This window comes from Maricaulis sp. (assembly GCF_048270265.1).
Lineage (GTDB): Bacteria > Pseudomonadota > Alphaproteobacteria > Caulobacterales > Maricaulaceae > Maricaulis.
This window is the reverse complement of record NZ_JBLWTD010000005.1, coordinates 72,128-84,677: the sequence shown is the minus strand read 5'-3', so window position 1 is coordinate 84,677 and position 12,550 is coordinate 72,128. Positions and strand designations below refer to the sequence as shown.

Annotated in this window: 15 protein-coding genes; 6 read left to right on the top strand and 9 right to left on the bottom strand. The window is 63.2% G+C overall.

Translation table 11 applies throughout. The features are described from left to right. Positions 1 to 21 precede the first annotated feature (21 nt). From ACN0YF_RS04155 to ACN0YF_RS04130, 6 genes are all read right to left on the bottom strand, one after another. Positions 22 to 441 (bottom strand): type II toxin-antitoxin system VapC family toxin, encoded by a 420-nt coding sequence (locus ACN0YF_RS04155; protein ID WP_417493462.1) that lies wholly within the window; start codon positions 439 to 441, stop codon positions 22 to 24. Then, entirely contained in the window at positions 438 to 665 is a 228-nt protein-coding gene (locus ACN0YF_RS04150; RefSeq protein ID WP_417493461.1) for a FitA-like ribbon-helix-helix domain-containing protein, read from the bottom strand. Before ACN0YF_RS04150 ends, ACN0YF_RS04155 begins: the two co-directional genes overlap by 4 nt. A 77-nt stretch (positions 666 to 742) precedes the next feature. After that, complete coding sequence (locus tag ACN0YF_RS04145) at positions 743 to 895, bottom strand: hypothetical protein (protein WP_417493460.1); 153 nt, start codon at positions 893 to 895, stop codon at positions 743 to 745. Then, complete coding sequence (gene cydB, locus ACN0YF_RS04140) at positions 888 to 1,958, bottom strand: cytochrome d ubiquinol oxidase subunit II (protein WP_417493459.1); 1,071 nt, start codon at positions 1,956 to 1,958, stop codon at positions 888 to 890. Before cydB ends, ACN0YF_RS04145 begins: the two co-directional genes overlap by 8 nt. A gap of 9 nt (positions 1,959 to 1,967) precedes the next feature. Further along, on the bottom strand, positions 1,968 to 3,377 hold the full coding sequence (locus tag ACN0YF_RS04135; protein WP_417493458.1) for a cytochrome ubiquinol oxidase subunit I: 1,410 nt from the start codon (positions 3,375 to 3,377) through the stop codon (positions 1,968 to 1,970). A gap of 135 nt (positions 3,378 to 3,512) precedes the next feature. Beyond that, complete coding sequence (locus ACN0YF_RS04130) at positions 3,513 to 4,619, bottom strand: S-(hydroxymethyl)glutathione dehydrogenase/class III alcohol dehydrogenase (protein WP_417493457.1); 1,107 nt, start codon at positions 4,617 to 4,619, stop codon at positions 3,513 to 3,515. 291 nt (positions 4,620 to 4,910) lie between these two features. On the opposite strand from ACN0YF_RS04130, the gene ACN0YF_RS04125 reads away from it, so the two are divergent. Both ACN0YF_RS04125 and lysM read left to right on the top strand, forming a co-directional pair. After that, complete coding sequence (locus ACN0YF_RS04125) at positions 4,911 to 5,543, top strand: DUF937 domain-containing protein (protein ID WP_417493456.1); 633 nt, start codon at positions 4,911 to 4,913, stop codon at positions 5,541 to 5,543. Positions 5,544 to 5,572: 29 nt separating this feature from the next. Further along, positions 5,573 to 6,064, top strand: a complete 492-nt coding sequence (lysM, locus tag ACN0YF_RS04120; RefSeq protein WP_417493455.1) for a peptidoglycan-binding protein LysM — start codon at positions 5,573 to 5,575, stop codon at positions 6,062 to 6,064. A gap of 59 nt (positions 6,065 to 6,123) precedes the next feature. Here lysM and ACN0YF_RS04115 read toward each other — a convergent pair whose 3' ends face one another. Beyond that, a complete protein-coding gene (locus tag ACN0YF_RS04115; RefSeq protein WP_417493454.1) occupies positions 6,124 to 7,629 on the bottom strand; it encodes a helicase HerA-like domain-containing protein in 1,506 nt (501 codons plus the stop codon). Positions 7,630 to 7,814: 185 nt separating this feature from the next. On the opposite strand from ACN0YF_RS04115, the gene ACN0YF_RS04110 reads away from it, so the two are divergent. Then, the gene (locus ACN0YF_RS04110; RefSeq protein ID WP_417481762.1) at positions 7,815 to 8,153 is read left to right on the top strand and encodes a YegP family protein; all 339 of its coding nucleotides are present in this window, start codon (positions 7,815 to 7,817) and stop codon (positions 8,151 to 8,153) included. A gap of 117 nt (positions 8,154 to 8,270) precedes the next feature. Next, on the top strand, positions 8,271 to 8,759 hold the full coding sequence (locus tag ACN0YF_RS04105) for a hypothetical protein (RefSeq protein WP_417493453.1): 489 nt from the start codon (positions 8,271 to 8,273) through the stop codon (positions 8,757 to 8,759). Here the strand turns inward: ACN0YF_RS04105 and ACN0YF_RS04100 are convergent. Beyond that, positions 8,696 to 9,376, bottom strand: coding sequence for a sulfite oxidase heme-binding subunit YedZ (locus ACN0YF_RS04100; protein WP_417493452.1), 681 nt, complete (start codon positions 9,374 to 9,376; stop codon positions 8,696 to 8,698). The two genes, ACN0YF_RS04105 and ACN0YF_RS04100, sit on opposite strands and share 64 nt — an antisense overlap. A gap of 2 nt (positions 9,377 to 9,378) precedes the next feature. Next, positions 9,379 to 10,359, bottom strand: a complete 981-nt coding sequence (msrP, locus tag ACN0YF_RS04095) for a protein-methionine-sulfoxide reductase catalytic subunit MsrP (RefSeq protein WP_417493451.1) — start codon at positions 10,357 to 10,359, stop codon at positions 9,379 to 9,381. Between the two features lie 137 nt (positions 10,360 to 10,496). Between msrP and ACN0YF_RS04090 the strand changes: the two genes are divergently transcribed. Together ACN0YF_RS04090 and ACN0YF_RS04085 are read left to right on the top strand one after the other, a co-directional pair. Beyond that, a complete protein-coding gene (locus ACN0YF_RS04090) occupies positions 10,497 to 11,039 on the top strand; it encodes a GNAT family N-acetyltransferase (RefSeq protein WP_417493450.1) in 543 nt (180 codons plus the stop codon). Positions 11,040 to 11,042: 3 nt separating this feature from the next. After that, on the top strand, positions 11,043 to 12,518 hold the full coding sequence (locus ACN0YF_RS04085) for a RimK family protein (protein ID WP_417493449.1): 1,476 nt from the start codon (positions 11,043 to 11,045) through the stop codon (positions 12,516 to 12,518). Positions 12,519 to 12,550: the final 32 nt, after the last annotated feature.

The window sequence follows — 12,550 nt, the reverse complement described above, 5'->3', positions numbered from 1 at the left end:
GGGGTGAGTCTTCGGGGTGTCTTACCCCTCTAACGGGATCGAGGCCAGATCGACGACATCAAGCGACAGGTCGCGGGCGAGGGCGGAAAGACGTTTATCGGCGGTGAGCAGGGGGTATTGATAGGTTTGCGCGGTCGCCAGATACACGCAGTCATATACGGGGTGATCCAGCTCGGACGCGAGGCGCAGGGCCAGGACGGTCAGTCTGAAGTCATCGACGATCGACAACTGGCGGTCCAGCTGACGGACGGCTTCCTGGGCCTGGTTCAAAGCGATGTCACCGCGGCGGACATACTTCCACAGCGCATTCGACGTTTCGGTCAGGATCAGGCGCGGCGCGATGAATTCATGCGCCCGTGCGGCGGCCAGCGCCTGTGCGCGCTCTGGAGTCGCCAGAAACATACGGGTCGCGACGCTCGCGTCGAGGATGAAAACGCTCACCGGTCCCGGTCTTCGCGGATCAGGTCGGTAGGGTCGAGATCGGACGGCCGCGCACTCTCTTGCATGCCCTTGGCGAAGGCGAGGAATGCCGCCTTGTCCGAGGTGACTTTCGCTGTGAGCAGATCGCGCAGATATTGCTCAAGCGAGGTGCTCGCGGCCTCGGCGTTGAGCTTCAGCCTCGCGATGACCTCGTCATCGAGATTGCGAATGAGAATCTGGCCCATGGCCCACTCCGTGATAGCAAGGTGCTATCATAGCGCAAAAACCGGTTCCGGGACAAGCCGTCCGCGCCCCGCGTGGCCTAGAGAAAGAGCAGGGAGCGCAACGCGTAGGCGGTGATCGCGACGGCGGCAGACCCTGCCAGGCAGAGTCCGAAAAACCATAACAGCTTGCGGCCCAGCGACGGTTCATGGCCGGCCTCCGGGGGCGGGGCGGGGGTGAAGAGATCACGCACTGTGATACCCGTCGCCGGGCTTCACCTTGCCCCAGAAGACCGAATAGACATAGGCGGTGTAGCCCAGAATGACCGGCAGCATGATCGCCGCGCCGACCAGCATGAAGCCGAGCGCATTGTCGCGCGCCGCCGTCTCGTGGATCGTGAAGGCGAAGGGAACGAGCCAGGGAAAAAGACTCACGGCGAGCCCGAGATAGCCCGACAGGAAAATCCCGGCCGCGAGCAGATAGGGCCGCCAGTCCGGCGCCTTGCCAGCCCCGCTGACCAGGTCGCGCGCCAGCAGAAGCGTGAGGGCCAGCCCGGCCAGGGGAATGAGGCCCAGGGGAATGAGGCCCAGGGGCAGGAGGCTGCCGGGGTCGAGATGGGTCATCGAGAAACCCCAGCGCTCGGTGACCCGTGGGTCGATCGACAGGGTGGCCAGGCTGATGGCGGCAAAACCGATCGCCACGGCGACCAGCGCCAGGGTCGCCCAGCGGCGCGCCTTGACCTGCAATTCACCTTCCGTCTTGAGCACAAGCCAGCAGGCGCCGAGCAGGACATAGCCGGCGACAACGCCGAAGCCGACCATCAGCGAGAAGGGGGTGAGCCAGTCGAGCGATCCGCCGGCGAAGGCACGGCCCTCGACGGTGACGCCCTGGATGAAGGCCCCCAGGATAATCCCCTGCGAGAAGGCGGCGGCGAAGGAGCCGCCATAGAAGGCGCCATTCCAGAACAGGCGCGTCGGCCGACGCACCGCCTTGTGGCGGAATTCAAAGGCGACGCCGCGGAAGATCAGCGCCGCCAGCATCAGGATGACCGGCAGATAGAAGGCCGGCATCAGGATCGAGTAGGCCAGCGGGAAGGCGGCAAACAGGCCGCCGCCGCCCAGTACCAGCCAGGTCTCATTGCCATCCCAGACCGGCTCGATCGTCGCCGTCATCATATTGCGCTCGTCTTCATCACCGGCGACGAATGTGAGCATGCCGATGCCCAGATCCATGCCGTCGAGCAGGACATAGAGCATGATCGCGACGGCGATCAAGATGGCCCAGATCAGGGGCAGGTCGAGTTGCAGGAAGTCCATCATCCGCTCCTATACCGTGGCCACAGTGTCATCGGGCGTCTGTGCCGGATCATCGACCGCACCGAGCGGCGAACCGGGCGCACGGCGCTCGCCATGATCGATATCCGGCGGCCGGTCATCGAAACCGCGCGTCGCGATCCGGGCCATGTAGATGATCCCCGCAGTGAAGATGATGGCATAGACCGTGATGAAGATGAGCAGCGTGAGCGCGACCTGGCCAGCCTCGACCGGCGAGACACTGTCAACCGTTCGCAGCGCGTTATAGACGGTCCAGGGTTGCCGTCCGACCTCGGCCACGATCCAGCCGGTGATGACGGCGATGAAGCCCAAGCTGCCGCCGGGAATGGCGAGCCAGTGGAACAGGCCGGGCTGGTCAAGCCGCCCGCGCCACCACAGGAACAGACCCCAGACGCCAAAACCCAGCATGGCCAGGCCGGAGCCGACCATGATGCGGAAACCCCAGAAGACCGGCCATAGCGGCGGCTGATCCTCATCCGCGAAGCTGGACAGGGCGCGCAGGGGCTCATCGGTATTGAACAGGTAAGGGCTGGTGCCCGGAATGGTGATCTCGGCGCGGCCGCATTCATTGTCCGCCGGCCAGGCGAGCAGCACCGTGCCCTGCACATCGAGCGTCTCGCACCAGCCCTCCATCGCCGCGACCTTGGCGGGCTGGTGTTCGTGCGCGACTTCGCCGGACCAGTGGCCGGCCCAGATTTGCAGCGGCATCAACACGGCCAGCGTGCCCGCCGCCATGCGCATCTGCCAGCGCGTCGGCTCGCTCTTGTGTCCGCGCACGGTCTGCCAGGCTCCGGCCGCCAGCACGACAGCGGCGGTGGTGATGAAGGCGGCCAGCATCATGTGGACATAACGCGAAGGGAAGCTGGCGTTGAAGATGACCTCCATCCAGCTGGTGGCGAAGAAATTGCCCGTCATGGGGTCGATATCGAAGCCTTGCGGCGTCTGCATCCAGGAATTGGCTGACAGGATCCAGAAGGCCGAAATCGAGGTGCCGATGGCGACGATGACGGTGGCGGCAAAGTGGAGTTTGCGGCCGACCTTGTTCCAGCCAAACAGCATCACGCCGAGGAAGCTGGCCTCGAGGAAGAAGGCGGTTAGGACTTCATAGCCCAGCAGCGGCCCGAGTACGCTGCCGGTGCGATCGGAGAAGACGCTCCAATTGGTCCCGAACTGGTAGGACATCACCACCCCGGTCACCACGCCCATGGCGAAGGCGAGGGCGAAAATCTTGATCCAGTGGAGATAGAGCTGTTTGAACACCTCGCGCCCGGTCTTCAGCCACAGGCCTTCGCACACGGCGAGAAAGGCGGCGAGCCCGATAGTGAAGGCGGGAAACAGGATGTGGAAGGCGATCACGAACGCAAATTGCATCCGTGAGAGCAAGAGTGCGTCGAATTCCATGCCCGGGTCTTTCGCTGTGAGTCAGTTCTGGCAGAAAACTAAACCTGCCCCCAGCGCATGCAAACGTGGCGCAAGGTCGCGCGACACAATTGCCGTTTCAAGGCGAAGGCCCGCCGGTGGCGGGCCTTCGGTTGATCAGTAAACCACCACGCTCCGGATGCTCTTGCCCGCATGCATCAGATCAAAGGCGTCATTGATCTTGTCCAGCGGCATGGTGTGGGTGATGAGGTCGTCGATATTGACCTTGCCGTCCATATACCAGTCGACAATGCGGGGCACATCGGTGCGGCCGCGGGCGCCGCCGAAGGCCGAGCCGCGCCAGACGCGGCCGGTGACGAGCTGGAAGGGGCGGGTGGAGATTTCCTGGCCGGCGCCGGCAACGCCGATAATGATGCTCTCACCCCAGCCCTTGTGGCAGCATTCCAGCGCCTGGCGCATCGTGTTCACATTGCCGATGCATTCGAAGGAATAATCGGCGCCACCATTGGTCAGGTCCATGATCGCCTCGACCAGGTTCTCGACCTTTTTCGGATTGATGAAATCGGTCATGCCGAATTTCCTGGCGATCTCCAGCCGGTCTTCATTGATATCAATGCCGATAATCTTGTTGGCGCCGACCATGCGCGCGCCCTGGATGACATTGAGGCCGATTCCGCCGAGGCCAAACACCACCACGTTGGAGCCGGGCTCGACCTTGGCATCGAAGGCGACTGCGCCCACACCGGTGGTGACGCCGCAGCCGATATAGCAAATCTTGTCGAAGGGTGCGTCCTCGCGGACCTTGGCGACGGCGATCTCGGGCAGGACGGTGAAATTGGAGAAGGTCGAACAGCCCATATAGTGCAGCAGCGGCTTGCCCTGGAAGGAGAAGCGGCTGGTGCCATCGGGCATCAGGCCAGCGCCCTGGGTCGAGCGGATTTTCTGGCACAGATTTGTTTTCGGATTGAGGCAATACTCGCATTCGCGGCATTCCGGCGTGTAGAGCGGGATGACATGATCGCCCGGCTTCACCGAGGTCACGCCGGCGCCCACTTCGCGCACAATGCCCGCGCCCTCATGGCCGAGAATGGCCGGAAAATCGCCTTCCGGATCATCGCCCGACAGGGTGAAAGCATCGGTATGGCAAACACCCGTCGCCATGATCTCGACCAGCACTTCGCCGGCGCGCGGCCCTTCGAGCTGGACGGTTTCGATGACGAGGGGGGATCCGGCCTTGAAGGCGATGGCGGCGCGCGTGTCCATGATGTCTCTCCGGTTTGGCTTTGCCCTTTGATTAGAGCGCCTGCTGAATCGGGTCGAGTGAAAACCACTCCTGCGCTGGCCCGGCCTTCAGGGCCTGAAATCCGTTCATCTCCGGTACAGGCCGAACTCTGCTAGGGATCGGGCGGCGATGAGAAAACCATGTTTCTGCCATGAATTGATGGTAATGTTTTTTCAAGCAACAACCTCGCCGGCGCACATCAGGCACCGGCCCAATCCCCGAAACGTCTGCGACCGTCGCAGTCACGACCGGATCATTTCAGGAGACCATTAATGTCCACACGAGACCTTCTCGGCATGCTTGCGCAGGCCCAGGGCGGCCAGGCGATCGGCAATATTGCCTCGCGCTTCGGCATTTCCGAAACCCAGGCTCAGTCGGCCGTCCAGGCCCTTCTGCCGGCACTCTCTGCCGGTGTTCGCCGCGAAAGCAGTGCCGGTGGGCTCGACAGTCTGCTGCAGGGCATCCAGCCTGCCACGGCCCAGCGCGCGCTGGAAGACAGCAGCGCGCTTGCCGATTCGGCCACGGTCGAGCAGGGCAATGCGCTTCTGGGCCAGCTGTTCGGCTCGCGCGATGTCTCGCGCCGTGTCGCGGCGGACGCTTCCGACCGCACCGGCGTCGATGCCGGCGTGCTGCGTCAGCTTCTGCCCCTGGTTGCGACCATGCTGGTCGGTGGTGCGGCCCAGAATGCGGCGCCCGAAGCCGCAGCCCCTCAGGTCACCCCCGGTGGCGGCATGTTCGGTCAATTGCTCGGCGCCGTATCCGGCGGCGGCCTTGGCGGCGGTTCGGCCAGCGCGGGCGCTGGTGGTCTGGGCGGCATTTTTGGCGCGTTGACCGGTGCTCTTGATGACGATGGCGACGGTGTCGCCGACGACATTCTCGAAATGATCAATCAGCGCGGCCGCTGATCCCTGTTTGCCACTGAAAAGGAAAACCCATGTTCAATCTTATCAATGTGATCGCCAATGCCGGCAAATCGCTCGGCTTCGACAGCGACAAGGATGATGGCGACAAGGCCGAACTCGTCCGCAAGGAAATCACCGGCCATGACATCGAGGGCGCCGATGGCGTTGAACTCGAAGTCGTCAAGGACAAGGTCGTGCTCAAGGGCAAGGGCCTGAGCCAGGCTGCCAAGGAAAAGCTCCTGATGGCTGCCGGCAATATCAAGGGCGTCGCCTCGGTCGAGGACAAGATGATCGCCGCCAAGAAAGAGGCCGCCGGCCGCTTCCACACGGTCAAGAGCGGCGACACGCTCTCGAAGATCGCCCAGGAGCAATACGGCAAGGCCAGCGCCTACCCGAAGATCTTCGATGCCAACAAGCCGATGCTCTCGCATCCGGACAAGATCTATCCGGGCCAGCTTCTGCGCATTCCCGGTGATGATGATGGCGGTGCCTTCAAGGGCAAGCCAGGCAGCTTCAAGAAGTAAGTTCTGCCGCAATCAGACCTGCAGACCCGCCCCCGGAGCCTCGCTCCGGGGGCGTTTTGCTATCGGCGCAGGCTGCCGAAAATACCGCGCACCAGTTCGCGCACCAGCACGGTGGAGGACTGGCGCAGAACGCTGGTCACCATGGCACCGGTCGAACCGCGGCGCGGGGCGCGCGAACGGCTGCGCGAGGAGCGTGAATTGCGGGCCTTTTCGCGGGCTTCGCGCTCGTCCTCACGGGCTTCACGCTCGGCCGTCTCGCGTTCTTCGCGGACCCGGGTCTCGGCGCGGCGCTCCAGGCTCTCATAGGCCGACTCGCGATCCAGCTCGGTGTCATAGCGGCCGAAGACAACACTCGTCTTGATGACCTCGGCACGCTCGGCGTCGGTCAGCGGTCCCATCCGCGAGGCGGGCGGGCGGATCAGGGTGCGCTGCACCACCGTCGGCCGGCCCTTTTCATCCAGCGTCGAGACCAGCGCCTCGCCGACGCCGAGCAGGGTGATGGTCTCCTCGGTGTCGAAGGCGGGATTGGGGCGGAAGGAATTGGCGGCAGCCTTCACCGCGCGGCGCTCATTGGGCGTATAGGCGCGAAGGGCGTGCTGGATGCGATTGCCCAGCTGGGCCAACACCGGCTCGGGCACGTCGCGCGGATTCTGGGTGACGAAATAGACGCCAACACCCTTGGAGCGGATCAGCTTGACGGTCTGTTCCACCTTGTCGAGCAGGGCGCGCGGGGCGCGACTGAACAGGAGGTGGGCCTCGTCGAAGAAGAAGACCAGGCGCGGTTTGTCCGGATCGCCGATTTCCGGCAATTCCTCGAACAGTTCCGACAGGAGCCAGAGCAGGAAGGTGGAGTAGAGCGTCGGGTTCTGGATGATGCGGGTTGCGTCCATGATATTGACCTGGCCGCGGCCATCGGTGCCGGTGCGCATCATGTCATTGAGCTCGAGCGCCGGCTCGCCGAAGAAATTCTCCAGCCCCTCGCGGCTGAGCACCAGCAGGCGACGCTGGATGGCGCCGATCGAGGCAGGGGCGACATTGCCATAGGTCTGGCTCAGCTCGGCGCGTCGCTCGGAGACGTGCACCAGCAGGGAGCGAAGATCCTTCAGGTCGAGCAGGAGCAGGTTCTCGTCTTCGGCCAGCTGGAAGGCGACATTGAGCACGCCTTCCTGGGTGTCATTGAGATCGAGCATGCGCGACAGCAGCAGCGGGCCCATTTCCGAGACCGTGGTGCGCAGCGGATGGCCGCGCTCGCCAAACACGTCCCAGAAAACGCAGGGCGCAGATTCATAGGCGTAATTCTCAAGTCCGATCGTTTCGGCGCGCGAGACCAGTTTGGGATGAAGCTTGGCGGTCTCGCTGCCGGCCGCCGCCATGCCCGACAGATCGCCCTTCACATCGGCGACAAAGACCGGAACACCGGCATCGGCGAAGCCCTGGGCCAGGATTTGCAGTGTCACGGTCTTGCCGGTGCCGGTCGCGCCGGCGATCAGGCCGTGGCGATTCGCGCGTTTGAGCAGGAGAGATTGGGCCGCGCCATCTGCGCCGCCAATAAAGATATCGTCCAATTGTCTCTCCCTGCCTGCGAATTCGGCGCCGGGCCGAGATGCGGGCTTCTGTTGAATCTGGTCCTATTGACTAACTGAATGCCAAGGCGACACAATACATGCAAGCGCCTCTGATGAGGCAGATTTTTCCTGAAATCAATTCAAGCGCTGCGGGGCAGGCCCGTGTCGAGAAAAGAGGATATATAATGGCTGGTAAGTTCGTGATGAAGCGCGCCAAGAATGGCGAGTTCTTCTTTTCCCTGATCGCTGGCAATGGCGAGAATGTGGGCAAGTCCGAAACCTACAAGGCGCGCGCCAGTGCCGATAACGGCATCGAGTCCGTCAAGCGCAATGCGCCGGACATGAACCGTTACGTCATCAAGGAAGGCAAGGACGGCAAGCATTATCTCTCCCTGAAGGCGAGCAATGGCCAGATCATCCTGACCGGCCAGGGCTATAGCAGTGAATCCGGCGCCGAGAAGGGCCGTGAGGGCATCGCTCGCGCGGCCGATGGTGCCGCTGTCGTCGATGAGACCGACGCCTGATCCGGCACGCCTGATCTGACGCAATTGTGAAAGGGACCGGCGCCTCATTCGGGGGGCCGGTCTTTTTTTGCCGGTGCCCCCGTGCGAGGCTCCGGCAGCCGAACAGGAGAGGGCCTCATGCTGCACCGGATCAAACAGATCGCCGGGATCATTCTGCCGCTCTTCATCGCGGTGATATTTCTCGACTCCCTGCGCTTCAAATTCACCGACGCGCCGGAGACGCAGGTCATCTTCGGCCTGCTCGATGGCTGGGCCTCGACATGGGGCGCGGCCGGCCTGTTCGCCCATACCGGCCTGTTCAGCCAGTACGTCATCGGAACGGCGGAACTTATTGCTTCTGCGGCCCTATTGATCGGATTTATACCCGGCTTGCGGCGCCTTCAGGTGCTCGGCGCGGCGCTTGGTCTGGCGGTGATGACGGGGGCGATCAGCTTTCATCTCTTCACCCCGCTGGGCATTGATCCCAACCAGGATGGCGGCGGCCTGTTCGTGGCGGCCTGCATTGTCTGGCTGTCCTGCGTCGTGCTGCTGGCGCTCAAGCGTCAGGAAGCGCTGGCGATGGGTTGCGGCTTCATCCGCCTCCTGATCCCGGCCACCAGCCGGTAGGCGAGCAGCAGGGCCAGAATGCCGCCATGGATCCAGGGGCCGAGCTGATTGCCCTTCACCATGAAGCCGTAATGCAGGCACGCGATGACGGCGAGCGGATAGACGCTGTAGTGCAGCTTCTGCCAGAGCTGGGCGCCCAGGCGCCGGACCATGGAATTGAAGGAGGTCAGCGCCAGCGGGATCAGCAGGATGAAGGCCGTCATGCCCAGCGTGATATAGATCCGCTTGACGACATCCTCCCACAGCCCGGCCCACATGCCCGTCAGGCTCATGCCCGCGGCGAGATAGAGGTCGAGGCCGAGATAGGCCACCAGATGCGCGGCCGCATACCAGAAGGCGGCCAGCCCAACACGGCGGCGGATCTTCATGATGGGCAGCCAGCGGGTCAGATCGCGAAAGGGCGTGATCGCCAGCGAGATCAGCAGGATGCGCAGGGCCGTGTCACCGAGAAAACGGTGGGTTTTCTCGACCGGGTTGAAGCCAAGATCATTGGGCGCGCCGCTGAGCAACAAGCCCCATTGCCAGGCCAGCCACAGGCCGGGCAGGGCGAGGGCCCAGAAGGTCAGCGGTTTGAGCCAATCCTTCCCGAAGGCCCGCAGGAATGCGCTTCTGGCCATGCTCAGTGGTTCTCGATCAGATCCATGCCGGCATAGAGCCCGGCGACTTCAGGGCCATAGCCATTGAACATCTCGGTATCGCGGCGCGCAAACGGCCCCGCACCGATCACCCGTTCCGAGGCCTGGCTCCAGCGCGGATGGGCGCGGTTCGGATTGACGTTTGAATAGAAGCCGTATTCGCGCGGCGCCGATTGCTTCCAGGAGGTCTCCGGCTCGTCCGAGACGAAGCGGATCTTCACGATGGATTTGATGGACTTGTAGCCATATTTCCACGGCACGACGAGGCGGATCGGGGCGCCGTTCTGGTTGGGCAGGACCTCGCCATAAAGACCGACCGCCAGGAAGGCGAGTTCATTCATCGCCTCGTCCATGCGCAGGCCTTCCTTGTAGGGCCAGTCGAGCACGCGCGTGCGGGTGCCGCGCATTTCGCCGGCATCCTGATAGGTGATGAACTGGACATAGCGCGCATCCGATGTCGGCTCGAAACGGGCCAGCACATCGGCCAGCGGCACGCCAATCCAGGGGATCACCATCGACCAGGCCTCGACGCAGCGCAGCCGGTAGATGCGCTCCTGCAGGGCCGAGAAATCAACAACATCCTCCAGGGCGAACCGGCCGGTGCGCGCCGCATGGCCCTCGATCTCGATCGACCAGGGATCGGTCGTCATGGCGCTGGCATAGCGGGCGGGATCGTCCTTGCCGACGCCGAATTCGTAGAAATTGTTATAGCCGGTCACAGCCTCGTAGGGCGTTGAATCATCCGGCACAGTGTAGCCGGTGGGCTGAAAGCGCAGGGGGCCGGAGATCGGCCGCCCGCCGCCAGACGTCTGGGCATTCGATTCCTCGGCCGCGCCGCAGCCGGCCAGGCCCGCCAGACCGAGCGCCCCGGCACCCGCCATGATCTGGCGGCGATTGAGGAAATCGGCCTTCGACGTGACGAGGCGCTCGGGCAATTGCCAGCGATGGGTTTTTTTGATCAGCATCGAATTCCTCGGCTCTTGGCGCATTGTTGAATTGAGGATAGTGCAGTTTGCGGCAAACGCATCTCCGCAGCACGTCTTCGTGATCGCGGGGTGATCACCTGCCTGTTCTACGCCTCCCGCATCCGAACGGATCACCCATGAGCGCCCAGCCTGATCTGCCCGAGCCCTGTGACCCCGGCCTGCGCTGGCGCTATGACTGCCGCGATGCCGAGGCGGTGATCGAGCTGCGCCTGGCGAGCCGCGGCGATCTCGACACGATCGACGATATCGAGATCGACAGCTTCACCGCCGACCGGTTCAGCCGCCGCAATCTGCGCCGCATGCTCGCCGCCCGCAAAACCCTCTTCCTGCTGGCCCATATCGCCGGTGAGCCCGCCGGCTATCTGGCGCTGGCCTTCCGCCGCGGCAGTGCGATCTCGCGCATCTACTCCCTCGCCGTCGCGCCCGGCCATCGCCGTTCCGGCGTCGGGCAGGCCATGCTGCGCGCCGCGATCGATCTGACGGCGCGGCGCGGCTGCCAGCAGGTGCATCTGGAAGTGCGCAAATCGAACACAAAGGCGATCGGTCTGTATGAAGGCGCAGGATTTCGCTTGCGGGGCACCCGGGAAGCCTATTACGAGGACGGTGAAGCGGCGTTGCTATTTGAAGCGGAGGCGCCGCACGGATCAGGAGAGCGATAGCTCGTGAGCGACTGGCTCATTCTCGTTGAACATGCTGGCGATCTCGGCCAGCACGAAACGCCTCACAAGGTCATGCGCATCCGCGATTATATCGTCAATGCGCAGCTCTTCACCGGCCGGCGGCCGAATATCATCAATCTGGCGCGCAGCTATAGCTATCAGTCGAAGGGCTATTACGCCTCGCTTCTGGCCGAAGCGCGTGGCCACCGGATTGTGCCGACGGCGCAGTCGGTCGTCGAGCTGAGCCGCAAGGGCCTCTACGCCCAGGCGCTGCCCGATCTCAATGTCGCGCTGATGAAGGACCTCGGAGGCGTGGCCTCGGAGGACAAACACCTCCTGGTCTCCTTCGGCAACTGCCAGAACAAGGCGCTGGCCAAATTCTCCAAGCTCTTGTTCGACTGGTTCCGCGCGCCGGTGCTGGACGTGACGCTGTCGGCATCCGGCAAGGAGATCCAGCAGATCAAGGCGATCTCGCCGCATACGCTCAAGAATGAGGACCGGCAATTCTTCCTCGATTGCCTGGGCCAATACACACGCCGCCAATGGGTCGCGCCGAAGGAACGCACGGCGCCGCGCTGGTCGCTGGCGATCCTGACCGACCCGAAGGAAGAATTCCCGCCCTCGAGCAAATCCTCGGTCCAGCGCCTCGCCAGTGTCGCCGCCAAGATGGGCGTCGAGGTCGATCTGATCGGCCCCAATGATCTCGCCAGCCTGGCCGAATACGACGCGCTCTTCATCCGCACCACCACGGCGATCGACAATTTCACCTATCGCTTCGCCCGCCGTGCCGAGCAGGAGGGCATGCCCGTCATCGATGACTGCCGCTCGATGATCCGCTGCACCAACAAGGTCTTCCTGAAAGAATTGATGGAGCAGGGCGGTGTGCCGGCCCCGAAAACCGAAATCCTCGACGCCACCACCCCGATGACCGGCCTGTTCGACCGCCTCGGCTCAACGGTCGTGCTCAAGGCACCCGACGGCTCCTTCAGCCGCCAGGTCCACAAGGTCACCACCGAAGCCGAACTGGCCAGCCGCGCCAAACAACTCTTCGCCGACACCGCCCTGATCATCGCCCAGGAATTCATGCCCACCGATTATGACTGGCGCATCGGCGTACTCGATGGCGAGCCGCTCTTCGCCTGCAAATACAAGATGGCGCGCGGCCACTGGCAGATCATCAAGCATGAGGATGACGGCAAATATACCGAGGGCGGTTTCGAGACGATGGCCGTGGCCGACGCCCCGCCACAGGTGATCGAGATCGCCAAAAAGGCCGCCAATCTGATCGGCAATGGCCTTTACGGCATCGACATGAAGCAGAACGAGAACGGGATTTTCGTGATCGAGATCAATGATAACCCCAATCTCGAAACCGAAGTCGAAGGGGCCGTGCTCAAGGATGAGCTCTGGCGCGCGATCATCGGCTGGTTTTCGATGCGGCTCGAGCGGCGGATGAATGCGGTGAAGGTGAAGGGGTAGAGTCCCTTTACTCCCCATAATTCAAACGTTTT